The organism is Oceanobacillus saliphilus, from assembly GCF_023522835.1.
GTDB classification, from domain to species: domain Bacteria; phylum Bacillota; class Bacilli; order Bacillales; family Amphibacillaceae; genus Oceanobacillus; species Oceanobacillus saliphilus.
In genome coordinates this window covers 73212-96457 of sequence record NZ_JALCZU010000004.1, presented here as the reverse complement: position 1 = coordinate 96457, position 23246 = coordinate 73212, and the positions used below count along the sequence as shown (strand labels likewise).

The following is a 23246-nucleotide window of genomic DNA, read 5'->3' as shown; positions in this document are numbered from 1 at the left end:
AAAGTGTGGTAATCTAGTATCTGAAACACTTTATATCAAAGGAGAATGAACATGGCTAAGACACTAATTTTTGGACATAAGAATCCTGATACAGATACAATCTGCTCTGCGTTAGCATATGCGGATTTGAAAACTAAAACAGGAGCAGAAGCAGAACCTGCAAGATTGGGACAAGTAAATAAAGAAACGCAATATGCGCTGGATTACTTTGGTGTACAAGCACCACAACTCATTGAAAAAGTAGAAGATGGTGCAGAGATAATTCTCGTTGATCATAATGAATTCCAACAAAGTGTCGAAAATATTGGAAATGCAAAAATCACTGAAGTTATTGATCACCATCGCATCTCCAACTTTGAAACACGTGAGCCATTATATTTCCGTGCTGAGCCTGTTGGGTGCACTGCCACGATCTTAAATAAAATGTATAAAGAAAAAGGGGTTAACGTTTCTAAAGAGATTGCAGGGCTTCTATTATCAGCAATCCTTTCTGATTCCCTATTGTTAAAATCTCCAACTTGTACGGATGAAGATGTCGATGCAGCACATGAACTTGCAGAAATTGCCGAAGTCAACTTGGAAACATATGGATTGAAAATGCTGCAAGCCGGAGCTGACCTTCGTGATAAATCAGTGAATGACCTAATTACCATGGACGCCAAGGAATTCTCCATGGGAAATGCTAAAGTTGAGATTGCCCAAGTAAACGCAGTTGACACCAGTGATATTTATAAAATGCAGGAAGAGCTGGTAAATGTAATTTCTGATAGAGTGAATGCAAATGGTTTGGACCTATTTTTATTCGTAGCAACGGATATCCTGAATAATGATTCAGAGGTGCTTGCTGTCGGTGAAGGGAAAGCGAAAGTGGAATCTGCATTTGATATAACATTGGATAATAATGATCGAGCACTTCTCAAAGGTGTCGTGTCACGCAAAAAACAAATAGTCACTGTATTAACAGATCAATTTCTAAAATAAGAACAAAAGCGTTCCAGCGAGACAAAGCCGGAACGCTTTTTATTACGTATGAAAATGGAGTGAGCCCTTTTTATCAGGAAGTTCAATAATTCAATGGAGTGCCACTTTGAACTTTTAATAATAGTGAAAAGAATGTGTAAATTCGTTGTAAAAATATAGGTTGATAATTATCTCGTAATAAGGGCAGTGCCTATTTACTTAAGAGTTTATTTTGTTTAAATCTTATAATACATTGCGTGTATCTTTACACAACCTTATAAAAAATTATGATAAGATTTAGATAGTAAATATATAGAAATAAGGTGTTTTCTTGGAATTATTTTTTACATACGTTTTAGCAGGATTAGCTGTTGCGATGCCAGTGGGTGCTATCACGGTAGAAATGTCGAAACAAGGGCTGAAAAACGGTTTTATACACGGTTGGGCTGTAGGTCTAGGTGGAATGACTATCGATTTGATGTTAATAGTTGCTCTTTACCTAGGTTTAGCTTCGATTCTCCAAATTCCGTTTATTCAGGTACATATGTGGCTTGTTGGTGCGGTATTTTTATTCCTTATTGGTTATGATTCGATTAAGAATGCTGATAAAGATATTACACTTTCAGGAGAGAAACCCAATAAGTCATTTATCACTTCTTATCGTAATGGGTTTCTTGTTGCTATTTCTCCTGGTAACATTATTTTTTGGCTAACTGTTTTTGGAACAGTATTAACTAATTCCTATGATACTTCAGAGCCATCGATGTTTTTAATTATTGCGGCAGGAGTGTTGACGGGTATCTTGCTTCACGATTTAGGTTTGTTAACTATTTTGGCTTATACGAGAAAGATAATGAATCGAACAATGATAAAGGCATTTTCCATTATTGCTGGGTTGGTGTTAATCGGTTTTGCCGGTTATTTCGTTTATGAGTTTATAGTTGGTATGAAAGAATTGATTTAATAAATTAGTGAAGAGTTGTTAAGCTAACTGGTACAAGAGTTGAAGATGGGAATGAACGTGAACTTTTTTTCTTATTGTACTAACGTGGCAGTTATTTTTAAAAAAATTATATAGGAGGAAGTACAATGTTTTTTCAACTATTATTAGGCGTTTTTATGATAATTTACGCCCTTAGCCATGCAATGAAATCGACCATTTTATTAGGGAAACGAACTAAAAAGATGGATAGAGGTGCACGCCAAATCTACCAAAAAGGGTTGGTGGCTCCTTTTTTAACGTTAGGGATAATATTTATATTTTTTACGTTTGCAACAGAGGCTGAAATAATTGGAGCGACTTTGTTTGTGGTATTATACATTGTTTTAGTTTTGCCAATTTTAATTTGGATTTTTGCCCACAACAAAAAACACGTAGGTTATTATTTTGAGTTATAAAATAATAGGCGTTATGCTATTTAAAAGGGATTAAAGAGTATGAGAGCGACCAACTTGTTAAGTAATGAGGGATCACTCAACAAATAAGAAGGTCAGATAATTATTTTGAGCAACAACGGAAACGTCAATGTTGCACTCTCAATTTAATAATCATCCGTTTAGTTGAATACATATGCAACCTTTTGCCGTATAAAACGAATATACTTCCTAAATAGCTAGTAAAAATTTAGTTATAATTATTGCACGCGACGTGTTCTGTTATAAGGCTTTATAGCGTTAAAATACAGGAAGTTTTAGATTATCTTCAACTTTACAAAGGAGGATAGGAATAAACTATCCCATCAATAATCCTGCGTGCGTCATGTTTGGCTGATCATGGGGTGTGTAGATTCAATTAGAACGAAGGCTGAAGCCATTCTGATGAAAAAGGTATGTGACGGATAGCCCGTAAATGATTAAACTTTTCTATAAGATAATACTGATAAAAATAATACAAGCACGTTTTGACTATCTTTTTTACAAAGCGTGTCTTCTATATGTCAGTTTATCAGGGTTTAATAGTTTATTTTTAAAAATACAAATAAAAAAGCCTTCTCCGTTAAGAGAAGACTTTTCTTATGGCAAGCTTACGCTTTGTTAACGTTAGTAGCTTGTGGTCCACGGTTACCTTCTTCGATATCGAAAGTTACAGTTTGACCTTCTTCTAAAGTTTTGAAACCTTCGCCTTGAATTGCTGAGAAATGTACGAATACATCATCTCCACCTTCAACTTCGATGAAACCGAAACCTTTGTCTGCGTTAAACCATTTTACTGAACCTGTGTTCATAGAAAAAACCTCCATGTGCATTTGGCACTTTTATTACTATTTTTGTTCAAGAAAACAAATCAAGACGAAATCACTATAGAGTTACTACTTTCTATCCTGTATTTCTAACGAACATAAATAATTAATTATAGTATAACATGAAACGCCAAAAAATATCCACCTTTTTTCAAAAAAAAATTAAACATCTCTATAATACGTGCTGAAATGCTGCCATAATAGCCTTTTCACTATTTAAAAATTACCTTCTGAAACTTAATGGGTAAACATTTCTTCTAAATCCAGTTGAAATATTCTTGAATAATTTACATACGAAGTTGAAAACACTATGTATGTGGAAGGGAGGGAATCCAGTATGTCTGGAAAACCTAAAGGACCAAAACAGCAGGAAAAAGTGAATTTACCTAAAAGTCCAGCTCAACCCTATGGAGAACCATTAAGTGGGTCAAAAAAAGTCAAAAACGCCAATCATTCAAGACAGAACCACAATCCCCATCACGATATGTAATTATGTTGATTATTTAAGGAGCATAATCAGAGATGATTATTGCTCTTTGTTCATTTTTGGCAAGCACCCATATATTTTCGTATGCTCCTTTTGAGAGTATACTTAAGGTATGGAGGTGGTCGTGGAATGTGGAAAGAATTTAAGGAATTTGCGTTTAAAGGAAATGTAATTGATTTAGCTGTAGCTGTCGTAATCGGTGCCGCATTTGGTGCAATTGTGACGTCATTTGTTGAAAATATAATTACACCAGTTGTCGGCGCTTTGGCCGGTGGCATCGATTTTACGGGCTTAAAGATTGAAGTAGGAGATGCAGTGGTATTGTACGGCAATTTTATTCAATCATTCGTAGATTTTCTAATAGTAGCATTTGCAATTTTTTTGGCAATCCGATTTCTTAATAAGTTTAAAAGGAAGGAAGTTGCTGCAGAGGAAGTTGTGGAAGAACTGAATGTACAGGAACAGCTGCTAACTGAAATTCGTGATTTATTAAAGGATCAAAAGAAAAGAAACTAGTAAAACACCTGCAGATTAAGCTTCTGCAGGTGTTTTATTATCTTGGTACATTTTCTTGGAGATAAGTGTCTGACTGATCATAAACACTCCTCCGACTGCCCAATATAACGGCAGTGCAGCAGGTGCATTAAACGATACAAAACCGATCATTATGGGGGAGATTAGCCCCATGATAGCCATCTGTTTTTTCATTTTAGGATCCATACCCATTTGTGATACTTTAAATTGAAAATAGTAAATCACGACAGCCGCTAGCGTGAGAATAATGTCCGCTTGCCCCAAATTGAACCATAGGAAGGAATGGCCAGCAATTTCCGGAGTTCTTAGAATCGCATAGTAGAACCCTATTAGAATTGGAAATTGTATGAGCATTGGAAGACAACCGCTCATGGAAGCTAATGGATTCATGTCATGTTTTTGATAAAGCTTCATTACTTCTTCCTGCATTTTTCGTTGTGATTCTATATCTTTTTTTTCCTTGTATTTCATTTGAATCTCGTCCATTTCCGGTTTCAGGACAGACATTTTATCTCTCATTTTAAACCCGCTTTTCATCTGTTTCAATAGGAGCGGCATGAGCGCAAGTCTTATCATAAGCGTAAGCAAAATAATCGATAAGCCGTAATTATTATTGAAAAATACAGCAATACTTTTAATCATCACAGAAAAAGAATATACGAAATAATGATCAAACCAGCCGGATGATTCAGCGCTTATTGGTTCATTGGCCCCTTGGCACCCCGCTAGGAATACGATGAGTAAGAGCCCAGCAATCAGGCTATAATTCTTAAGTTTGGCGAATACAGATGTTGTTTCCATTTTTGTCCCCCTCGATTTTTAGTACTGTAAAAAATCGAGAAAGAGGAGTCTTCCTTGTCGTCATCGGGTGTTTCAATTCGTTTTGTTTTATTTGCAATCCAATTACGAATCGTAATAGCAGCGACATTCATTTCAGGAAATGAAGTCATTTGAAACTGTAGTGTGTTTGATTTTTGGGCGTACCAGTCATTTTTAAACAGTCTGTTTTGTTCATTTAGTTGGCCAAACTCGAAGTGGAGGACCGAAATTAATAAACTTAGATAAATATAAATTGGCGAAAATTCATTAAGAAATTCCGATAATAACTCGATAAACATCTGTATTCACCTCCGATCTTTGTTCATTTCTTTATGCTATATCTCTATAATAATGCGGATTTCAACTAATGGCAACGATATATATATGGTAAAAAATATTTTCTGTCGATGTATCAATCAGTAGTCTATCTTATATATTCAACTTACGCAGAGTGAAATTAAAAATAAGCCCCGTAATAATTAGGAATGTTGGAGATACACTGGTTTAGTTGACTTTGAATTAACTGTTAGGATTTCATCGTAATTGATATAAACTGCGACATAAGCAGCTTTGGCGACCGCTCTGGGAAATACACTCACGGACCTTAGGGCGGCTGGTGAGCCAACTTGCGCTAAAGCGCTGCGCTCTCTCACCGATGCCTCTGCTCCCGCAGAAATCTCCGTGTATTTCCCAGAGCTGGTTAGAAGATTGCTGCGTAAAATAGCAACATACAAGTTGATCAGATCCGGTTGTAAGAATTTTTGTTACTTTTTAGGCTGAATCCACAGAAAGTTGATTGAAGAGCGCTTATCTATCTTGATGAGAATTCTTTTTGAAGAAAGTAAATCCATGCCAGCCGTCCGGAATCGCAAGTGTATGCGGGCTGCGTTGCCGAAGTAAACTTGTTCCATTAACAGGGAAGTTACGTCGTAGTTTACTGAAAACGAGGCTTATAAAGCGGCAAAAATTACGAAAACCAGCCTTACTTTTGTCAAGTTAGCAAGGCGATTATTAGTGGCATTATAAGTTTAGCCCAGTTTACAGTTTGAACTTATTTTATTGGTGCTAAGTTTGAGTTACATAGAAACAACTTCCGTCTTCAGACTGAGATAGTTTCGTTCCGCAGGCAGTAGAGGAGATATCGGAGGTTATATAGAATTAGTATAGAAAAGGAAATGAGAGGATGAATCGTATGGAATCGATTATTGAAGTTCAGAATCTAAAAAAATCTTATCGGAAAAGAAAATCAAAGGAATATGTGAAAGCGGTAAGTGAAGTTTCTTTTACAGTAAACCGGGGAGAAATTCTTGGTCTTTTGGGGCCGAATGGAGCAGGAAAGACGACGACAATAAAGATGATTTGTGGTTTACTGACACCTGATTCAGGTTCAATTAAGATCAATGGAATCGATAATAAAGACAAGCGATTGAAAGCGTTGCGTCATATTAGTGCGGTACTCGAAGGCAATCGTAATTTATATTGGCGTCTGACCGTTAAAGAAAATCTGGAATACTTTGCTGGCAATAGAGGATTATCACGCAGAGATGTATCCGTGCAAGTAGAGGAACTTTTAGTGAAGTTTAATTTAAAGGGTAAAGAGAATGAACTTGTGAATCGTTTATCGCGGGGGATGCAGCAAAAACTGGCAATTGCTGTTGCAATGCTTGCTGACAGTGAAGTTATTTTGCTGGATGAACCAACACTTGGGCTTGATGTTGAAACAGGATATGAAGTCCGGGAAATATTGAAGGCACTTGTTCGGGATTATAATCGAACAATTATAATCAGTTCACATGATATGGATGTTATCCAGAATATTTGTGAACGAACAGTGATCATTAATCAAGGTAAAATAATTACGGATGACAAAGTTGAAAATTTACTTAGATTATTTGATGTCCGTGCATACACAGTTGAACTCGGCGACTCACTCAGTGAACAGCAGGAACAGCTACTCCTCCAAAAATTTCCACAGCATGAATATACAAAAGACGCCCTTAAATCGATGCTGAGCATCGACTTGGCAAAGAGTGGCGAAATCTACGAACTGTTTGATATTCTTAAATTGAATAATACTCCAGTAGAAGCAATCGACCGAAAAACGATTAATTTTGAACAAATATTTTTGAAAATTGTTAAGGGGGAAAAACAGGATGCGTTGGCTAAACCTTCTTAAAGCGAATATGAGAAAAGAATATCTTGAATTGAAAAGATATTTACCAAATACGATCGCGATGCTCCTTACTTTTTACATTATCTTTTTAGGGCTCTTCGGCACAATCCATTTTATTGGAGACCCGAGTACACAAGATACGAATATACAATATGTAATTGTTAACTATATTTTCTGGTTTTTGACAATAACAGTCATTAATAGCATTGGCTACGAAGTGATAAACGAGGCCATGAGAGGGACACTTGAGCAGCTGTCCATGTCGCCAATGGGCATATGGAGGATTATGGCGGCAAGGCTGGTATCCACGACGTTGATTAATATTGTCATTGTGATTGGACTGTTGTATTTATCGATGGCAACATCAGGACAATGGTTGAATATCGATATCATGACGATTGCTCCTATTTTAATTTTGACATTAATCAGTATGTTTGGTGTTGCCTTCATTATTGCAGGTATTTCCATTATTTTAAAACAGGTTCAGGCTTTCCTGCAGATTTTACAATTTATCTTAATGGGTTTGACATTCGTTCCACTCTCACTGTCACCGGTTCTGGCTTTTCTTCCTTTTGTGAAAGGAATTGATTTGGTACGGAACGTGATGATTAATGGAATAAGCATAAGCCAAATTGGTATGGGTGATTTTCTGATACTGGGATTCAACGCCATATTTTATTTTGCTGTTGGTCTTGGGATATTTATCTATTGTGAACGTGTAGCATTGAATAAAGGATTACTTGCTCATTACTAAGGCAAATGTTTAGATATTTTTATATAAATAGGTAGCTGTCTCATACAAACCCATGGCAACTGACATAGGTTATTAGTGAACCTATAACAGAAAGGGGATTATCTATGAGACATCATCATGGACGTCACTGTGGTTGTCATGCTTGTAAAACGATTGTCCATCCAACCAAACATCATTGTGTCCAACAGTATTCAGAGAGTGTTGTAAATCATGTGCATCCTTCCCATACAACTGTAATGAAGCATCATACAGTAAAAAATAAACACTTTTACCCTCATTCAACATCCGTTCAACAAACTATGGACAGTGTTCATCAACATGGTGGAGCATACCCAGTACCATCTCCATATGCCCCAGGCCAAGTAGCGGGAGCAATGGCACCAGGATATGGTCCAGGTCAAGTTGCAGGAGCAATGGCACCAGGTTATGGCCCAGGTCATGTAGCGGGAGCAATGGCACCGAATCTTAGTCCGGGTCATGTAGCGGGAGCAATGGCGCCGAATCTTAGTCCGGGTCATGTAGCAGGAGCAATGGCACCAGGATATGGACCGAATGACTGGAAAAAACCGAAAAAATGGTGTTAACTAAAGAAAAGGGCTGGCATATAAATTGCCGGCTTTTCTTTATGCAAAGTGAATGCAAAGATTTTATAGGATAGGTGGATGGTCAACATGAAAATAGTAACTGTCTCTGGTTATAAATCAATGGAATTAGGTATATTTAAAGAAAATGATCCACGTATTACGTTTATAAAAGCTGCTATTGAAAAAAGGCTTATTACCTTTATAGAAGAAGGGTTGGAATGGGTTTTGATTTCAGGCCAAATGGGTGTGGAAATGTGGACTGCGGATATCGTATTGGATTTGCAGGAAACGTATGATATCAAACTTGGCGTGTTTCCGCCATTTGAAAACCAGGACAACCGGTGGCCGGACAACCTCAAAGAAAAGTATCAGGAAATAATCATGGTTGCAGATTTTTATCAGCCACTCTATAAAGGTGATTACAAAGGTCCATTTCAATTTAAAGCGAAGAATATGTGGTTTGTAGAGAAAAGCGATGGCTGTCTTCTGCTAATGGACGACGAATACCCTGGCAGCAATAAATTCTTATACGAAGCGGCAAAAGCTTCAGAAAAGAGTTATGAAATATTTATAATCACACCGGCAGATTTGGATGATGCAGTGGAGGAAATGAGGATGTCAGACCCGGATTATTGGGTGTGAAAGTTTGCAGAAGGAAAACTTGGAGGAGATCGGAATAAAGGGAGGACGGAAGTATAAATTGGATCATATTTATAGTAAAAAGTCTTAAATGCCGATGTTGAGTGGATATTAGCCATTGTTTTGAAAAAAATGCCATAGTTTTAACCAGAATTGCCATAGTTCACAAATGAAATGCCATAGTTCACAAATTAAAATCAGAAACACATAATCAAATCATAAATCCATATTCAATCATAACTCCATCTAAAACCAGAAATTCATATTCAATCATAACTCCATATAAAATAAGAAATCCTGCCTCCTCTTCCTAGCACAAGTCCACATTAATTAATTATTCCCAAGCAAATTGCATACTATCTATAGAAGCATGAAGAAAGGTGTGATTGGTATGTATTATCCATATGTTCCTCATTCTCGGCAGCCTGAGCCAGATTTGGAAAGGCGAACGTTGCGTGTGACTGGTGAGGGGAGTGTGTCGGTGCAGCCGGATATTGCCAGGATTCAGTTGGAAGTCATTACTGAAAATGTATCACTTTCTCAGGCCCAACAGGAGAATGCGCAAATAATGAGTCGGGTTATTGACGCGCTTTTGAATTTAGGAATCGAGAGGGGAAATATCCAAACAACAGCTTTTAACATTACCCCGAGATATGATTTTATAGACGGGCAGCAAGTGTTCAGAGGTTATGAGGTCAGAAATCAAATAACGGTTGAGGTCACAGCGATTGATCAAGTTGGGAATATTATCGATGTTGCTGTTCAAACAGGGGTGAATCGTGTTTCGAACATCCAGTTTACTGTCCAAAATAGGCAGCTATATTATCAGCAGGCACTTGTATCCGCACTGGAAAATGCAAGAGAAAAGGCCCAGACTATAAACGAGACCATGCAATTAAATTTGGACCCAACTCCAATCAGAATCGTTGAGCGCGTGATCGATACGCCAATTACCTATAATATGCTCACGCTTGCAGCTGAGACTTTTACCACTCCAATAGAGCCAGGGGAAATTGTTATCATGGCAAAAGTGGAAGTTCAATTCCGGTATTAACAAAATTAGGGGACGCTCTCATGCCCCTATTTTTGTTGGTTTTGATTTTTAAATGGTAATCTTCTATGACATAGAATAAATAATTACCGTCTATTCTGGCAGGGAAGACAAGGAAACTATATAATGGGACTAGTTCCATATTTACATAAATAGAGGAGGTACATCCGTGGAAATTTTTATGGGATTGGTCATTTATATCATACCGTTTATTGTTCTGTATTTTGTCATTGCCGCAGGAGTCAAAAAAGGACTCGATAATTCTGAGGTAGGCAGAATGATCACCGAAAAATATGATGAAAAAAACAAAGTGAATAAAAAATAGTACAAGAAAAGTATTGCATTCAGAGCAATGCTTTTTTATTTTTACACGAATCATAAGAATCGAATCCATAATTACTATGAGTAGTGATATAATGTTAGAAAATATTGGAATTCATAAATAATTAGAGGTGGCTTATGATGGATTTTAGGATACGTAAAATGAAAAAAAAGGATATTGCCGAGGTCCAACATGTAGCAGAAACAAGTTGGCATTCAACGTACGAAGGGATCATACCTGTTGAAATTCAAGATAAATTCCTGAACTCCGCTTATAGTAATGTAAATATGAAAAGGCGTTTAAAGCAGTCGAATATTTATGTTTCGGAGGTTGCCGGGAAGATTGTCGGTTTTGCCAATTACTCTCCTGTCTCACAAAATGGTGTAGTTGAGCTTGGTGCGATTTATTTGTATCCGGATTATCAAGGACAGGGAATTGGTACGGCTTTTTTGAAAGAAGGTATTGAGCATTTGGGTGCTACGGAGATCCATTTAAATGTAGAAAAGAATAATCTTATCGGAAAAACATTTTATCATGCCAAGGGTTTTGAGATTGAATCCGAATTCGATGACAACTTTGATGGACATATTCTGAAGACAGTGAGGATGGTATTGAAGGTTAAGGAAGGAATGGAAATTTAGGTAATAAAAGAGTTCATGAGGTATTGAGAAGGAGATAATCTGTATATGTATATATAAGAAATGAGTTGCTACGCAGAAGGCAAAAATTTGCCCGTTCGTATATGGCTGGAATAATTTGTAACGAAAATTCTCTTATAAGGGGACGGTATAAATGAAAAAGAAACCTAAGTTCGTGTTAGCGATATCTCTCTTTGCGGTTGTTGGACTGCCGCTATTTTTTCTTGTTTTGTCTTTTACGTCAGGACATTCAAATTATTTCTATTATGGGATCATACCTGTTTTTGTTTTTTGTCTCATAGGAGTAGTAAAGTCTGTGTACACATTGAAGAAGCGTAAGGGTTTTTAAAATAAGCCATGTTATGTAAATGGAGGTTACTATGTTAACGATGAAACAATTAAAAGCTATTGAGGAGCTGCAGCAAATTTGTGAAGCAGAAGATACGATTCGATTAAAGCTGAATTGGGATATGCTGCGAAACAGAAGTGTAGATGAAGAGAATGACTTTTTTTATTTAGATAATGGAAAACTTATCGCATTTCTAGGGTTGTATGGGTTTGGAACAAAGGTAGAACTATGTGGCATGGTACATCCAGCATACCGAAGAAGGGGGATATTTTCTGATTTATTTTCGAAAGCGCTTTATCGTTGTAAAGATAGTCATTACAGAGAAATTCTATTGAATGCACCTGGTAATTCTAATACTGCAAAAGAATTTTTAGATTCAGTTACTTGTGAATATGCCTTTACAGAGTACCAATTGCAATGGGAAAAAATAGAATTAAGTGGCATGGATGACATACATGTGAGACCCTCTGTATCACATGAAGATCGAAACGCTGAAATTCAGCTTGACGTACACTGTTTCGGCTTCTCGGAAGATGAATCGAAAGCATATAACAACAGGATCAGACTCGAAGAAGAGCAGCAATTTTATATAATTGAGGCCGATGACAAAACGGTCGGGAAAATCCGAGTGGCTCATGAAGCATTAGAGGCATGGATTTATGGATTTGCTATATTGCCAGAATATCAGGGAAGAGGTTATGGCAGAAAAGCCCTAAAGAAAACCGTAATGAAAGAATACGAGAGCGGCTATCCTATTTTTCTGGAGGTGGAAGCAACAAATTCACATGCTTTGGGATTATACGAGTCCAGTGGTTTTAGAAAAATATATGCACAGGACTATTACAGGTATCACTACTAGATGAAGCAGATGATCTGCGAATAGTAATTAGATCATTCGAAATATTCGTTCCTCCATTACTTTTTTCTTTTCAAATAAGCTTATTGGAGATGATTCTAATGAAGTTTATATCTATCTTTTTACTTTTTGCTCTCACCTTCGTGACAGCTTGTTCGAACGATCTAACTGAAAACAAAAGAGATGCAGTCATCAAAGAAGTAGAACTGACCGACTTTGAAATAGGTTTGTTGAATGTAGTGAGTGAACATTTTTTTGCATATGATTTGGAGATTAAGGAACGGGATGTACAGAGGATAATGATAACAGTGGATTACTATGGAGAAGGAGAATTAATGGAAGAGCTGTTACAATTATCTATAGAAATATCGGAAGAAGAGATAAAAGATGATATTCGGATCATACTCCTCAAACAGAATTTGGAAGAAAAAGATCAGTGGATAGGTACGATTATATTAAATAATGGTCAAATCAGTACAACTGCAGAAAAGGATATTGACATGGAAGCTGAAATGCTTGGATCGGCATCGGGTTACACATCATTGCCGGTCTCTATCAACAGAGAAGAGAAAAAGATAGTTGCTACAATAGTGAATTCAAATAATAATGTAATCAGTTTAGAGACATCTATCGAAACCGACGAGCAATTGGAGGCTGCAACAGGATATGAGCAAGTATATATTGTGTCTATCGAATTAGAATAAATAGAAGAAATATCTACAAGCCAACCGTTTTAAAAACTAATTTAAAACGGTTGGTTCCTTTTCCTCACTGCTTTTCAAACACATTACTATGAATTAAGTAGTAGTCATTTCGCACGAAAAAAATTCACTGCATATTTACGGAGTGTTTATATCCTCTTCATGTCTATCATGTAAGCTAATGATAGATTCAAATTTGAGAGGAGAGGTAACATGTTTAAGAAAATTGGAGTTGTTGCTCTTAGTGCAGGTCTTGTTCTTTCAGGATTGAGTGTTGGTGTTGCGGATGCTGCCAAACCAGATTGGGCCGGAAAACCAGGTAAAGGTAATGGAAACCAAAAGGTGGAAAATGTCATTTATATGATTCCCGATGGATTCAGTGCCGATTATGCAGCAAACTATCGTGTTTATAAGGGGGAAGACGCTGTCTGGGACAAGCATTTAAAAGGTATGTTCACTACATACTCAGCTGATTCGGATATAACTGATTCAGGGGCTGCAGGTACGGCGATGGCTACTGGCGAAAAAACCAATAATGGTGTTATCAGTCTTGATACAGAAGGAAATGAACTACAAACCATTCTTGAAGCATCACAAGAAGAAGGAAAAGCATCCGGGTTGGTTGCTACTTCAACGATTTCCCATGCTACTCCAGCTGCATTTGCTTCCCATGTAGAAAGTCGCAACAATGAAACAGAGATTGCTAGACAACTAATTGATAGTGATGTCGATGTAATGCTTGGTGGTGGGAAAAATAACTTCTTACCAATCTCGGAAGGTGGAAATCAAGAAGAACTTAATTTGATTGATCAAGCGGAAGAGAATGGTTATGCATTTGTTGAAACCCGCGATGAATTATTGAATGCTTCGGATATTAATGTGGAAGAAGGAGAAAAACTACTTGGCCTGTTTGCAGAGGATGCACTTGCTCCTGAATTACACCGCGCGGAAACAGAGGAACCAAGTCTAGCTGAAATGACAGAGACTGCAATTGCTATTCTAGAAGAAGATAAAGATGGTTTTTTCCTTGTTGTAGAAGGAAGTCAAATTGATTGGGCTGGACATGATAATGATGCTGCTTGGGCGATGAGCGATGTGGCAGCTTTCGAAGCAGCTGTTGAAGCGGCGATTGCTTTCGCTGAGGAAGATGGAAAAACATTAGTTGTTGTAGCTGGTGATCATGATACAGGTGGAATGACTACTGGTGCCAATGGTCAAATGGATCTGAATGCTTCTGTACTTCAAAGTGTTACAGCAACAGGGGAGTACATGGCAGCACAGTTGAATGAAGACCGCTCCAATGTAAATGAAGTAGTGAACACATATACAGAATTTGAATTAAGTAGTGAGGAAACGCAATACATTCAAGAAGCAACGAATGCAAAGCTTGCGATTAATAAAGTAATCAGTGACAGAGCTACTATTGGCTGGACAAGCAGTAACCATACAGGAGCAGATATTCCAGTCTACGTGTACGGACCACAATCGGACAAATTTGTAGGATTCTATGACAATACAGATTTGCCGAAGATTATTGCTGAAACAATGAAATTAAAATAAAGAGCTTCATTTTAAAGAAGTCTGCCACAAGAGGCAGGCTTCTTTAAATGATTCTAATTTAGTTCCAAGTTACTAGAAGCCCTTTTTTTCAAATCGCTTTAGATCATGGATATTTCCAATGACAACCAATATATCTCCTTGAATAATGACGTCATGAGGCATGGGTGAAATGTTTACATCATTTCCCCGTTTGATTGCAAGTATTGTACAGCCAAACTTCGCCCGAACATCCCATTGAACTAATGATTTACCTGAATTTTTTTCTGTTGCTTTCAATTCCAAAATGCTATATTCATTGGACAGTTCTATATAATCCAGGAGTTTTCCTGAATCAAGCTGATTGGCAATACGGATACCCATTTCCTTTTCGGGTTGAATAATCCGGTCAGCTCCGATTTTTTCAAGTATTTTTTGATGATGTGGATCGCGGGCCTTAACCCAAACTTCTTTTATACCCATATCTTTTAAGATTAATGTGCATAATATGCTAGCTTCAATGTTATCTCCTATTGCAACAATTGCGTGATCAAAGTTTTTAACACCATAGTTTTTTAGAGCATTTTCATCAGATGCATTTGCAAGTACGGAATAATAAGCGTAATTTGAAACTGCGTTAACTCTTTCTTCTTTTATATCGATGGCTAATACTTCATGTCCAAGTTCATATAAATGTTTGCATACACTTCTTCCAAACCTTCCGAGCCCGATAACAACGACTTGTTTTTTCACGATAAACCCTCTTTTCTGTCTCTTGCCCATTTGAAAAATCATATACAACTAGATAATCTGATGGCTAGACGTTGAATTCACACTTATGTGGAGCAACTGCTGGGCAAATGGGTAAGTTGTATAAAAAATTTTACGCTTCTTTATGTTATCTATCAAGTATGGATGTTACATGCAATTAAAAATTTATGGCATACCTTCACTTAGGTAAGGTCAATTTACCCTGATAGGACTGGTTTGTCAATTTATCACGCGTCAACGGACAATATGACTCTTTTTCAAGAATTCGAGAGAAGCGCACATGAGGATCAACTGTCCGAAAGTACAAATGTTTCCTAACTGCATAAGTGCAACTGGAGCGTCCTCTACCAAGGTTTCTAATGACAAAATGTGCATAGTTTCTCTTGGATTATACAGAATAAATATAGCTCATATAAAAGGAGGAGATGGCATGGCAAATCGTAATCAGAACCGAAATAAACTTCAATCCAATGCAACCAACAATGCAGGTGATGCAGAATTTGGTGTAGAATTTATCGAAAGTAAAAAGGTTGGAAAAAAAGTTGGAATAGATAGAAAAGGTAAGTAATATAAATCTCTTTATTTTATGTAATCTTGTTTAAAAACCTCCATAAACAGGGAATATAAACTAAAGCCAAGATTTCACTTTACGGAGGAGAAGATGATGGGACGTTTAGTAAGAAGAATTATTAGATATGGACCAATTATATATCCAATCGTTAGAAAGTTGCTGAATAAGAGAAGGCAAAGAAAATATACGCAAAAATAAGCGTAAATGAAGCTCGTTTAATTTTACAATTAGACAGCTTCGTTTTTTTTGGCACATAAGAATGTATAAAACTATCCTATCTGCATAAGTGCAACTAAGGCTGTCATCGAGAGGCTTGGTGACAACCAAATTTTCTAAGCAGGATAATGCCTTAACTTCTAGAATATAGTAAGAGGAAGAAAATCATGGCAAATGAAATTTGGATATGGGACTGATTCCTTAACAAAGCTATAATGGTAAATGAGCATGTTAAGAAATGGGGAATTGTTATGTCTTTAAAAGTTGTAAAGATGAATCAGCACGCTGCTGTAGAGGCGTTGTGCTGGAAATATGAGAAACCATATGATTTTTATAATAATATATTAACATCAAATGCAATCTTGGAACTGTTAAGCAATCATTACTATGGCGTACAGGACGATTATAACAACTTAATCGGGTTTTTCTGTACGGGAAGATCTGCCCAGGTCCCCGCCGGAAATCTACTTGGTGCATATGAAGAAGATTGTGTGGATGTTGGTATTGGCATGAAACCAGAACTGACAGGGAAAGGAAAGGGCTATGAATTTTTTACGCATATACTTTCCTTTGTATGTGAAAAGCACAAAGACAAGGACATCCGATTGACAGTGGCAACTTTCAACGAGAGGGCAATCCATCTTTATGAAAAATTTGGCTTTGAGAGAAAACGACTTTTTCACAGCGATGATACGGAATTTATTACGATGATAAAAGCAGGTAATAATAAATCAGCAGGTTGAAATGCGTCCTATTGAAATGAATATAGCAACGCAGAAACTAAATACAACTCTATGGTGCTTTATTATTTAGATCCTTTAGGATAATCACGAGTCTATCTTTTTCTTCCTTATCCAATTGATTGTATCGATCAAGCTCAGATTTAAGATAAATTAAAGCAGGATCCTTTTCATCATTTTTAATGAAATAGGTTGTTATGGAACTCGTCAACATTCCAATAATCCCAATACCCACTAACATAAGAAATACAGCTACCAACCTGCCAACGATTGACTCAGGTGAAATATCTCCATATCCAACAGTTGTTGTCGTTACAATAGACCACCATAAACCATCTGCATACGTACCAATGTTTGGCTCGAAATGAGTAACCAGGATGGATGAAATGATCAACATAAAACAGGATGCAGCAAGCACTTTGTTCAGTCCGTTAGTATATAAAATGTTCCGTATTATAGTTGTATATTTACTGCTAATGGAAAATAAACGAAGCAAACGAAACAGGCGGACGATTCTTGCCGTTTGAAAAATACTGTCGAGAGGAATAATTGCTATCAAGTCAAACGGATTTTTCTTTACATATTTCCATTTATTTTTCGATACAGCAAAACGGACGAGAACATCAATAAATAATAACAACCACACCAGTTTATCAAGAACCAAGATGGTTGTATCGGTGGAATGCATCATGAAGACCGAAAATAGCGCTAGTCCCACTAATGCTATTTCATAGATTATTGCGATATACTTTAACACCATACTCACGCTCGCTATCTTAAAATGTAATACGACATACTTATTTTTCTCTTAACCAATTTCTATTTAAATAATTTTCTCATTGCTTTTCCTGTCGCTTTTCCGGTTATTCTTCGCCCCATACGTTTCCCTATCTTACCTTTTCTTACGGCATCAACATCATTCCAAATGCGTAAAATTTTATAGATGCTAGATTTTAGGCTCATCTGTATCCCTCCTGTCTATGTCCATTATAATATAGAAGGTGTACAATTGTACGCATTGGTTCTAAATTATTGTTAAAGTTGTTAGATTCTGAGATTACTCATGTACTCCACATATTTTGCCGCCTCATTAGAGAATAAGCTATTTTTATTGAATTTCCATTTTGAGGTTGTACAATGGAGAGCGAGAGTTTGGATTGGGGGGACATCAATGGCTGCAGTGAGTAAGTTGATAGCAATTTCATTTATCATCGTAAGCTTTATTATTGGACTCATCTCCTTTTATTTGGTAAGCGATTTACCAAAGCAAGAGAGAAAAAAACAGATGGATGACATGATTTCTAACCTAACTAATTTTGTGATTTTTATCTGGATTGCCAAAATAATCTTGAATTTCTCCATCTTTATGGAGGACCCGTTGGCTATACTGGCTTATCCTAGTGACTCAAGCGCATTTTATTTAGCTTTGTTATTTAGCGGGATCTTTCTGTATTATAAGTCTTTACGGAAACAAATGGACGTGCCCATGTTTGTGAATTCGTTTATTCATGTATTTATCGTAGCTTCCTTCCTTTATGAATTTATTCAGTTTGTTTGGAATGACAATCCCTATTCGCTTGGTTATATGATTTTACTCGCGTTACTTCTTGTACTGTTTCTTTTCAGTCATCATAAGCTGGCAAGAGATACGTTAACAATCATGATTCTAACGGCTTGGTCAGCAGGTATGTTCATTTTGTTTGCGGTTCAGCCGTATGTGACCGTATTTGGCTACTTGATGAGCCCGTGGTTTGTAGCTGTATTTTTCGTTATAGGTTTCACTTTGATTTTATTAAACAAAAGAAAGAAGGGGTTAAATGGGAGGAATTGAGACAGATACATTACTGATTGCTGGCGTATTGCTCGCAATGGGAGCAGGAGCCTTGTCCTTTCTTTCACCTTGTGTACTTCCAATCTTTCCTGCTTATTTATCCTATATTACCGGGATTAGTGTGAAAGAATTGCAAGGGGAAAAAACACCGAAGATCCGAGGGAGATTACTAAGTCATTCGCTTATTTTTTTACTTGGAGTATCACTTGTCTTTATTAGTTTAGGTGCAGGTGCTTCTTTCCTAGGGAAATGGATTCAAACATTGCTGATTGGCGACTCAGGATTATTGATTCAACGAATAGCAGGTATTTTTCTAATTGTAATGGGTTTATTTATCGCAGGATGGATAAACATTTCAACATTAATGAAGGAAAAGCGCCTTCATTATAAAAAGAAATCAACGAGTTATCTAGGAACATTTTTCGTTGGCCTTGGTTTTGCGGCGGGATGGACTCCATGTATCGGACCAATTTTCGGTTCGATATTGCTGCTTGCTGCAAGTAATCCTGGCCAAGGAATGTTTTATACCGTTTTTTACGTAATCGGTTTTGTATTGCCGTTTCTCGTATTAACATTCTTCCTTGGCTCAACAAGATGGATCGTCCGTCATAGTGGAGCGATTATGAAATTTGGCGGTATCATTATGATTATGATGGGTCTTGTACTATTTTTTGGACTGATGCCACGAATTTCATCATTTATTCTTGAATTAATTAGTGATACATGGTTAGCAAAATTGGGATAGGCAGGAGGCATGGAAAATGAAAAAAGGAATACTCATGCTGTTGATAGTGGGAATGGTCGGTTGGGCTCTTTATGATTTTATTGCTTCGGACAACCAGTCACCAAATCAGGCAGTGAATGAAGATGTACAAACCGGTCTTGAAAAAGGTGACATGGCTCCGGATTTCGAGCTGGCAACGTTGGATGGCGAACCGGCTCGATTATCAGATTACAGAGGGAAACACGTATTCATCAACTTCTGGGCAACGTGGTGTCCACCATGCAGAGCTGAAATGCCTGACATGCAAAAACTTTATGAGAATGAAGACATCGAGATTCTGGCGGTTAATTTAACCCAATCAGAAAGTAGCGAAGAGGTTGTTAAAACGTTTGTAGAAGATTTCGCTTTGACTTTTCCGATATTAATGGATGTAGATGCAGAAGTTTCTACAACGTATAAAGTACAGGCGTATCCAACATCCTATTTAATCGATTCGAATGGACGTATTCAATACATTGCTTTAGGTGCTATGAACTATGATTTAATGGTCCAGGAATTTGGGAAAATGGATTAGGTAAATTTCTGATGGTGAAGTGAAAAGAAATAGACGGATGGTCGCAGCAAAAAAAACGAAAATAGATTTTTGTACTTATATTACGTCCAGCTAAGCCATTCGTCCAAAGAATTGATACATATCAAGTTTTCTAATTAGGGGGGGTTAAATTGTCTGATAAACTTTGTCCGCTATGTGGAGAGGAAAACAAGTGTATGGCAGGTAAAGTAAAACAGGGTTATTGCTGGTGTGAAAAAGATAGGGCCTTTCCAGAGGGGATTATGAAGTTAATTCCTCCAGAGAGCGTAGGTAAGTATTGCATATGTCACACTTGTTTAGTTAATTATAAAGAAGAGGAATCTGTAGAGGTTATAAAAGCAAATAATCAGTAGCTTTCATATTTCGTTTGAAAATTAATCGAAGTTTTCACTGAATGATGAAGAAAGACCTCCAATTGGAGGTCTTTCTCTATATCAAAATCAGCAAGCTGATTGATTAATGATTGTATTCTATTTCGTTTCCTTCTGTGAACTCAATTTCGATTTCTACTTTGTCTGCATCTTCTGGTATATTGAATGCTTCCAATACTTCACTTAGAACTTCATCCTCGGGACTGTCTTTATCGAATCCAAAAGACGTAAAGATGTTGTCAAGCTCTGCCATCGCTTCATCACCAGATAATTGGATACCTTTTAATTTATCGATATAGGAGGCTTCTATTCTTTCACCATCCAATTCATATTCCACATCGACTGCATCATTTGTACCCTCGAAATCAGCTTCTAATTCGAAACTGACAAATGGATAGGCAGATTCGTTTCCATGGTTCTCATTTTTACTTGTCGTTTTGGAATCATCAATAGCATCATTTTCAGCTTCGATCGTGTTAGATTCTTCAGGTGAATCTGTAAATTCCTGATTGACCTCATTCTCTTCTACATTTTCATTGTCAGCCCCACAAGCTGCTAGTAACAGTAACAGTACTAGTGACAGTAATATTAAGGTAATCCGTGTATTTAATTTCTTTTTCAATCTGTTCACTCCTCAGGGATGTTCATATACTTGTACTATTACCAAGAATGAAGGGAAGTAAACTTACTTGAAGGTTTTCAGCTGTGTATCTAGTATAACCAATCTTATGTTTGATGGGACAGGTTACTTTGGATTTTAGAAACTCAGGAGACTATGATAGGTACCATTTCACAGCAGATTTTACAATTGATTAACCAAAAATGTTTTACTTGAACAAACGATTCGAACTGTAACTATATTATTGTATTAAGTAAGCAGGTTAGTATTGAAAAAATTCTGTTAGGGATTATTTGAGAGGGAACTGCAAATGAGCATTGAACAAACACTTTATCAGGCAGCTATGTGTACGGAAGATGGTCAAACCTTAACAAGTGTATCGCCAGGCATTATCGACGCTTCAACTGAATTATGTATTGAAAAGAAATAAAGTTCATGAATATAATGATTTTAAAATCTTTATGATTTATAATGATGATATAATCTGCACGGGAGGTATGTTTAAGGTGAACACAAAAGAAGAAGTATTAAAATTAATTGAGGATTTACCAGAAAATGTAACAATAGACGATATAATGAAGGAATTGTATGTAAAGTCAAAAATTGATAAAGGAATCCAGGAGCTCAATTCTGGAAAGGTTGTTTCTCATGAAAAAGTTAAGGAGAAGTTAGGGAAATGGCTGAATTAAGATGGGCAGAGTCTGCTGTAAAAGATTTAGAACAAATATGTGATTATATAGCTAAGGACTCTGAAATTTATGCAAAAGTTTTTGCCAGAAGAGTTATTGATACACTTGAAGCAACTGCTACTTTCCCATACTCTGGTAGGATGGTACCAGAGATGAAAAATGAAATAATAAGAGAAAAAATCTTAACAAATCATAGATTAATCTATAGGATACAAGAAGAATCAATAGAAGTAATCCGTATTATTCAGAGCGCAAAAGATTTCAAAGATATAGATAAATAAACAGCATGGCTAGGAATTAAAGCTGTGATGTTTATTTTTATTAGCTATTGTGAACGATGTACTTAGAGTAATGTGCGATTCTCGAAGAAGGAGAAAAACCAAAGAAGCATCATCATATACAGTTATGAAGATGAACCACTTGCAGGCAAAGGAATTCGATATATGTTTAAAGGTAAAGAAAATCAAAGGAAAATTTACTGAATTAAATAGTTAGAATTTTCGATAAAATAAACATTAAAAAGAAGGATCGCTACGTGGAATCTTAACATGCCCCCGTAACAGACCCTTTTTCATTTAGAAGTAATCAATGGAAGAATTTTTTATTCAAAAATCCCCAGGAATACAGCAAGTTCTGTATTCCTGGGGATTTCAAGATTAATCATTGGTTTAATATTTCACTTTATTATAGGCTCCGTGCATTACCGGTCCTACATATTCATTCAGTTTCCATCCATTTTTGATTGCTTCTGCCACGAAATCTTTTGCTGCGAAAACAGACTCTTTTACGGTTTTACCGTTTGCCAAGTTTGCTGTAATCGCTGCTGCAAATGTGCAGCCTGCTCCATGGGTATAAGTAGTATCGATTTTATCGCTTTCTAGAACTTCAAAGTCCACTCCATCATAAAATAGATCAATGGCCTTCTCATGATCTAAAGCTTTTCCGCCTTTAATGACTACGTTTTTAGCTCCAAGAGCATGAATTTTGACAGCTGCTTCTTTCATGTCTTCGATTGTTTTCAATGGACCATTCTCAGCCAACTGACCAGCCTCGAACAGATTAGGAGTTGTAACTAATGACTTTGGAAGAAGATATTCCCTCATAGCGTCCGTATTTTCGGGCTGAAGTACTTCATCTTCACCCTTACAAACCATTACTGGGTCAAGTACATAGTTGTCTATACTATATTCATCGATTTTTTGTGCGCCAAGCTTGATAATATCAACGGAACCAAGCATTCCTGACTTCATGGCGTCTACACCCACAGATAGGATAGTATCCAGCTGCTTTTCAACTACTTCAACATCGATTGGTGTTACATGATGGCTCCAGCCTTCTGGATTCATGGTTACAATTGAAGTTAAAGCAGTCATACCATATACGTCATATTCCTGGAAAGTTTTAAGGTCTGCAGCTATACCTGCGCCACCGCTGGAATCTGATCCTGCGAGTGTTAATGTTTTTTTCATAGTCATGGTG

32 protein-coding genes are annotated in these 23246 nt (G+C 36.8%); 24 read left to right on the top strand and 8 right to left on the bottom strand.

The genetic code is table 11. The features are described from left to right. Positions 1-51: 51 nt before the first annotated feature. The 3 genes from MN204_RS08565 to MN204_RS08555 all read left to right on the top strand — a co-directional run bounded on the left by MN204_RS08565 (position 52) and on the right by MN204_RS08555 (position 2358). Complete coding sequence (locus MN204_RS08565) at positions 52-981, top strand: manganese-dependent inorganic pyrophosphatase (protein ID WP_249870671.1); 930 nt, start codon at positions 52-54, stop codon at positions 979-981. A 310-nt stretch (positions 982-1291) separates the two neighbouring features. After that, positions 1292-1924: a LysE family translocator gene (locus MN204_RS08560; RefSeq protein ID WP_249870670.1), complete on the top strand. Its 633-nt coding sequence runs from the start codon at positions 1292-1294 to the stop codon at positions 1922-1924. A gap of 125 nt (positions 1925-2049) precedes the next feature. Next, positions 2050-2358 (top strand): hypothetical protein, encoded by a 309-nt coding sequence (locus MN204_RS08555; protein WP_249870669.1) that lies wholly within the window; start codon positions 2050-2052, stop codon positions 2356-2358. 626 nt (positions 2359-2984) lie between these two features. Here MN204_RS08555 and MN204_RS08550 read toward each other — a convergent pair. Continuing rightward, positions 2985-3185 carry a cold-shock protein gene (locus MN204_RS08550; RefSeq protein WP_067724698.1) on the bottom strand — a complete coding sequence of 67 codons (201 nt, stop codon included), beginning with the start codon at positions 3183-3185 and terminating at the stop codon, positions 2985-2987. A 352-nt stretch (positions 3186-3537) separates the two neighbouring features. Here MN204_RS08550 and MN204_RS08545 point away from each other — a divergent pair, with 352 nt between their 5' ends. Both MN204_RS08545 and mscL read left to right on the top strand, forming a co-directional pair. Further along, on the top strand, positions 3538-3690 hold the full coding sequence (locus MN204_RS08545; RefSeq protein WP_249870668.1) for a small acid-soluble spore protein P: 153 nt from the start codon (positions 3538-3540) through the stop codon (positions 3688-3690). Between the two features lie 126 nt (positions 3691-3816). Continuing rightward, positions 3817-4203, top strand: coding sequence for a large conductance mechanosensitive channel protein MscL (gene mscL / locus MN204_RS08540; RefSeq protein WP_249870667.1), 387 nt, complete (start codon positions 3817-3819; stop codon positions 4201-4203). A 15-nt stretch (positions 4204-4218) separates the two neighbouring features. Here the strand turns inward: mscL and yidC are convergent, their stop codons facing one another. Together yidC and MN204_RS08530 are read right to left on the bottom strand one after the other, a co-directional pair. After that, positions 4219-5022 (bottom strand): membrane protein insertase YidC, encoded by an 804-nt coding sequence (yidC, locus tag MN204_RS08535; protein ID WP_249870666.1) that lies wholly within the window; start codon positions 5020-5022, stop codon positions 4219-4221. Next, complete coding sequence (locus MN204_RS08530; RefSeq protein ID WP_249870665.1) at positions 4977-5339, bottom strand: hypothetical protein; 363 nt, start codon at positions 5337-5339, stop codon at positions 4977-4979. The genes yidC and MN204_RS08530 overlap by 46 nt, the downstream gene beginning before the upstream one ends. Positions 5340-6232: 893 nt before the next feature. Between MN204_RS08530 and MN204_RS08525 the strand changes: the two genes are divergently transcribed. The 10 genes from MN204_RS08525 to MN204_RS08480 all read left to right on the top strand — a co-directional run bounded on the left by MN204_RS08525 (position 6233) and on the right by MN204_RS08480 (position 14667). After that, positions 6233-7216, top strand: a complete 984-nt coding sequence (locus MN204_RS08525; protein ID WP_249870664.1) for an ABC transporter ATP-binding protein — start codon at positions 6233-6235, stop codon at positions 7214-7216. Then, the gene (locus MN204_RS08520; protein WP_249870663.1) at positions 7194-7967 is read left to right on the top strand and encodes an ABC transporter permease; all 774 of its coding nucleotides are present in this window, start codon (positions 7194-7196) and stop codon (positions 7965-7967) included. The genes MN204_RS08525 and MN204_RS08520 overlap by 23 nt, the downstream gene beginning before the upstream one ends. A gap of 104 nt (positions 7968-8071) precedes the next feature. Further along, positions 8072-8551: a spore coat protein gene (locus tag MN204_RS08515; protein WP_249870662.1), complete on the top strand. Its 480-nt coding sequence runs from the start codon at positions 8072-8074 to the stop codon at positions 8549-8551. Positions 8552-8638: 87 nt separating this feature from the next. Beyond that, entirely contained in the window at positions 8639-9193 is a 555-nt protein-coding gene (locus MN204_RS08510) for an SLOG family protein (protein WP_249870661.1), read from the top strand. 388 nt (positions 9194-9581) lie between these two features. Then, positions 9582-10244: an SIMPL domain-containing protein gene (locus tag MN204_RS08505; RefSeq protein ID WP_249870660.1), complete on the top strand. Its 663-nt coding sequence runs from the start codon at positions 9582-9584 to the stop codon at positions 10242-10244. 166 nt (positions 10245-10410) lie between these two features. Next, the gene (locus MN204_RS08500; RefSeq protein WP_249870659.1) at positions 10411-10566 is read left to right on the top strand and encodes a hypothetical protein; all 156 of its coding nucleotides are present in this window, start codon (positions 10411-10413) and stop codon (positions 10564-10566) included. A 137-nt stretch (positions 10567-10703) separates the two neighbouring features. Continuing rightward, complete coding sequence (locus tag MN204_RS08495; protein WP_249870658.1) at positions 10704-11204, top strand: GNAT family N-acetyltransferase; 501 nt, start codon at positions 10704-10706, stop codon at positions 11202-11204. Between the two features lie 377 nt (positions 11205-11581). Then, positions 11582-12409, top strand: coding sequence for a GNAT family N-acetyltransferase (locus MN204_RS08490; RefSeq protein ID WP_249870657.1), 828 nt, complete (start codon positions 11582-11584; stop codon positions 12407-12409). A gap of 98 nt (positions 12410-12507) precedes the next feature. After that, positions 12508-13110, top strand: a complete 603-nt coding sequence (locus MN204_RS08485) for a YgaN family protein (protein ID WP_249870656.1) — start codon at positions 12508-12510, stop codon at positions 13108-13110. Positions 13111-13320: 210 nt separating this feature from the next. After that, positions 13321-14667 (top strand): alkaline phosphatase, encoded by a 1347-nt coding sequence (locus MN204_RS08480; RefSeq protein WP_249870655.1) that lies wholly within the window; start codon positions 13321-13323, stop codon positions 14665-14667. Between the two features lie 72 nt (positions 14668-14739). On the opposite strand, the gene MN204_RS08475 is transcribed toward MN204_RS08480, so the two are convergent. Continuing rightward, complete coding sequence (locus MN204_RS08475; protein ID WP_368858655.1) at positions 14740-15396, bottom strand: potassium channel family protein; 657 nt, start codon at positions 15394-15396, stop codon at positions 14740-14742. A gap of 448 nt (positions 15397-15844) precedes the next feature. Between MN204_RS08475 and MN204_RS08470 the strand changes: the two genes are divergently transcribed. The 3 genes from MN204_RS08470 to MN204_RS08465 all read left to right on the top strand — a co-directional run bounded on the left by MN204_RS08470 (position 15845) and on the right by MN204_RS08465 (position 16944). Beyond that, a complete protein-coding gene (locus MN204_RS08470; RefSeq protein ID WP_249870653.1) occupies positions 15845-15982 on the top strand; it encodes a hypothetical protein in 138 nt (45 codons plus the stop codon). A 93-nt stretch (positions 15983-16075) separates the two neighbouring features. Further along, positions 16076-16183, top strand: coding sequence for a small protein YxzF (gene yxzF, locus MN204_RS21770; protein WP_498043942.1), 108 nt, complete (start codon positions 16076-16078; stop codon positions 16181-16183). Between the two features lie 269 nt (positions 16184-16452). Continuing rightward, positions 16453-16944: a GNAT family N-acetyltransferase gene (locus MN204_RS08465; protein WP_249870652.1), complete on the top strand. Its 492-nt coding sequence runs from the start codon at positions 16453-16455 to the stop codon at positions 16942-16944. Positions 16945-16993: 49 nt separating this feature from the next. On the opposite strand, the gene MN204_RS08460 is transcribed toward MN204_RS08465, so the two are convergent. Then, positions 16994-17701 carry a potassium channel family protein gene (locus MN204_RS08460; RefSeq protein ID WP_249870651.1) on the bottom strand — a complete coding sequence of 236 codons (708 nt, stop codon included), beginning with the start codon at positions 17699-17701 and terminating at the stop codon, positions 16994-16996. Positions 17702-17760: 59 nt separating this feature from the next. Then, positions 17761-17904 carry a hypothetical protein gene (locus tag MN204_RS08455; protein WP_249870650.1) on the bottom strand — a complete coding sequence of 48 codons (144 nt, stop codon included), beginning with the start codon at positions 17902-17904 and terminating at the stop codon, positions 17761-17763. A gap of 208 nt (positions 17905-18112) precedes the next feature. Here MN204_RS08455 and MN204_RS08450 point away from each other — a divergent pair, with 208 nt between their 5' ends. From MN204_RS08450 to MN204_RS08435, 4 genes are all read left to right on the top strand, one after another. Continuing rightward, complete coding sequence (locus MN204_RS08450) at positions 18113-18772, top strand: hypothetical protein (RefSeq protein ID WP_249870649.1); 660 nt, start codon at positions 18113-18115, stop codon at positions 18770-18772. Beyond that, complete coding sequence (locus tag MN204_RS08445; RefSeq protein ID WP_249870648.1) at positions 18759-19517, top strand: cytochrome c biogenesis CcdA family protein; 759 nt, start codon at positions 18759-18761, stop codon at positions 19515-19517. The genes MN204_RS08450 and MN204_RS08445 overlap by 14 nt, the downstream gene beginning before the upstream one ends. Before the next feature lie 16 nt (positions 19518-19533). Then, a complete protein-coding gene (locus MN204_RS08440; protein WP_249870647.1) occupies positions 19534-20070 on the top strand; it encodes a redoxin domain-containing protein in 537 nt (178 codons plus the stop codon). Between the two features lie 149 nt (positions 20071-20219). After that, positions 20220-20441: a cysteine-rich CWC family protein gene (locus tag MN204_RS08435; RefSeq protein ID WP_249870646.1), complete on the top strand. Its 222-nt coding sequence runs from the start codon at positions 20220-20222 to the stop codon at positions 20439-20441. A gap of 103 nt (positions 20442-20544) precedes the next feature. Here the strand turns inward: MN204_RS08435 and MN204_RS08430 are convergent, their stop codons facing one another. Continuing rightward, on the bottom strand, positions 20545-21081 hold the full coding sequence (locus tag MN204_RS08430) for a YusW family protein (protein ID WP_249870645.1): 537 nt from the start codon (positions 21079-21081) through the stop codon (positions 20545-20547). 503 nt (positions 21082-21584) lie between these two features. Between MN204_RS08430 and MN204_RS08425 the strand changes: the two genes are divergently transcribed. Then, positions 21585-21767 carry a hypothetical protein gene (locus MN204_RS08425; RefSeq protein ID WP_249870644.1) on the top strand — a complete coding sequence of 61 codons (183 nt, stop codon included), beginning with the start codon at positions 21585-21587 and terminating at the stop codon, positions 21765-21767. Further along, complete coding sequence (locus MN204_RS08420) at positions 21755-22048, top strand: type II toxin-antitoxin system RelE/ParE family toxin (protein ID WP_249870643.1); 294 nt, start codon at positions 21755-21757, stop codon at positions 22046-22048. The genes MN204_RS08425 and MN204_RS08420 overlap by 13 nt, the downstream gene beginning before the upstream one ends. 387 nt (positions 22049-22435) lie before the next feature. On the opposite strand, the gene pdxK is transcribed toward MN204_RS08420, so the two are convergent. After that, the gene (gene pdxK, locus MN204_RS08415; RefSeq protein ID WP_249870642.1) at positions 22436-23242 is read right to left on the bottom strand and encodes a pyridoxine/pyridoxal/pyridoxamine kinase; all 807 of its coding nucleotides are present in this window, start codon (positions 23240-23242) and stop codon (positions 22436-22438) included. Between the last annotated feature and the right edge of the window lie 4 nt (positions 23243-23246).

What these genes read in the sequence shown, in the direction of transcription:
- MN204_RS08550 (WP_067724698.1), bottom strand. Translation starts at nt 3,185, where the DNA reads ATGAACACAGGTTCAGTAAAATGGTTTAACGCAGACAAAGGTTTCGGT.
- mscL (WP_249870667.1), top strand. Translation starts at nt 3,817, where the DNA reads ATGTGGAAAGAATTTAAGGAATTTGCGTTTAAAGGAAATGTAATTGAT.
- MN204_RS08480 (WP_249870655.1), top strand. Translation starts at nt 13,321, where the DNA reads ATGTTTAAGAAAATTGGAGTTGTTGCTCTTAGTGCAGGTCTTGTTCTT.
- MN204_RS08460 (WP_249870651.1), bottom strand. Translation starts at nt 17,701, where the DNA reads ATGGTGTTAAAGTATATCGCAATAATCTATGAAATAGCATTAGTGGGA.
- MN204_RS08545 (WP_249870668.1), top strand. Translation starts at nt 3,538, where the DNA reads ATGTCTGGAAAACCTAAAGGACCAAAACAGCAGGAAAAAGTGAATTTA.
- MN204_RS08555 (WP_249870669.1), top strand. Translation starts at nt 2,050, where the DNA reads ATGTTTTTTCAACTATTATTAGGCGTTTTTATGATAATTTACGCCCTT.
- yxzF (WP_498043942.1), top strand. Translation starts at nt 16,076, where the DNA reads ATGATGGGACGTTTAGTAAGAAGAATTATTAGATATGGACCAATTATA.
- MN204_RS08485 (WP_249870656.1), top strand. Translation starts at nt 12,508, where the DNA reads ATGAAGTTTATATCTATCTTTTTACTTTTTGCTCTCACCTTCGTGACA.
- MN204_RS08445 (WP_249870648.1), top strand. Translation starts at nt 18,759, where the DNA reads ATGGGAGGAATTGAGACAGATACATTACTGATTGCTGGCGTATTGCTC.
- MN204_RS08525 (WP_249870664.1), top strand. Translation starts at nt 6,233, where the DNA reads ATGGAATCGATTATTGAAGTTCAGAATCTAAAAAAATCTTATCGGAAA.
- MN204_RS08520 (WP_249870663.1), top strand. Translation starts at nt 7,194, where the DNA reads ATGCGTTGGCTAAACCTTCTTAAAGCGAATATGAGAAAAGAATATCTT.
- MN204_RS08490 (WP_249870657.1), top strand. Translation starts at nt 11,582, where the DNA reads ATGTTAACGATGAAACAATTAAAAGCTATTGAGGAGCTGCAGCAAATT.
- MN204_RS08565 (WP_249870671.1), top strand. Translation starts at nt 52, where the DNA reads ATGGCTAAGACACTAATTTTTGGACATAAGAATCCTGATACAGATACA.
- MN204_RS08530 (WP_249870665.1), bottom strand. Translation starts at nt 5,339, where the DNA reads ATGTTTATCGAGTTATTATCGGAATTTCTTAATGAATTTTCGCCAATT.
- MN204_RS08450 (WP_249870649.1), top strand. Translation starts at nt 18,113, where the DNA reads ATGGCTGCAGTGAGTAAGTTGATAGCAATTTCATTTATCATCGTAAGC.
- MN204_RS08510 (WP_249870661.1), top strand. Translation starts at nt 8,639, where the DNA reads ATGAAAATAGTAACTGTCTCTGGTTATAAATCAATGGAATTAGGTATA.
- MN204_RS08440 (WP_249870647.1), top strand. Translation starts at nt 19,534, where the DNA reads ATGAAAAAAGGAATACTCATGCTGTTGATAGTGGGAATGGTCGGTTGG.
- MN204_RS08420 (WP_249870643.1), top strand. Translation starts at nt 21,755, where the DNA reads ATGGCTGAATTAAGATGGGCAGAGTCTGCTGTAAAAGATTTAGAACAA.
- MN204_RS08515 (WP_249870662.1), top strand. Translation starts at nt 8,072, where the DNA reads ATGAGACATCATCATGGACGTCACTGTGGTTGTCATGCTTGTAAAACG.
- MN204_RS08495 (WP_249870658.1), top strand. Translation starts at nt 10,704, where the DNA reads ATGGATTTTAGGATACGTAAAATGAAAAAAAAGGATATTGCCGAGGTC.
- MN204_RS08470 (WP_249870653.1), top strand. Translation starts at nt 15,845, where the DNA reads ATGGCAAATCGTAATCAGAACCGAAATAAACTTCAATCCAATGCAACC.
- MN204_RS08455 (WP_249870650.1), bottom strand. Translation starts at nt 17,904, where the DNA reads ATGAGCCTAAAATCTAGCATCTATAAAATTTTACGCATTTGGAATGAT.
- yidC (WP_249870666.1), bottom strand. Translation starts at nt 5,022, where the DNA reads ATGGAAACAACATCTGTATTCGCCAAACTTAAGAATTATAGCCTGATT.
- MN204_RS08465 (WP_249870652.1), top strand. Translation starts at nt 16,453, where the DNA reads ATGTCTTTAAAAGTTGTAAAGATGAATCAGCACGCTGCTGTAGAGGCG.
- MN204_RS08505 (WP_249870660.1), top strand. Translation starts at nt 9,582, where the DNA reads ATGTATTATCCATATGTTCCTCATTCTCGGCAGCCTGAGCCAGATTTG.
- pdxK (WP_249870642.1), bottom strand. Translation starts at nt 23,242, where the DNA reads ATGACTATGAAAAAAACATTAACACTCGCAGGATCAGATTCCAGCGGT.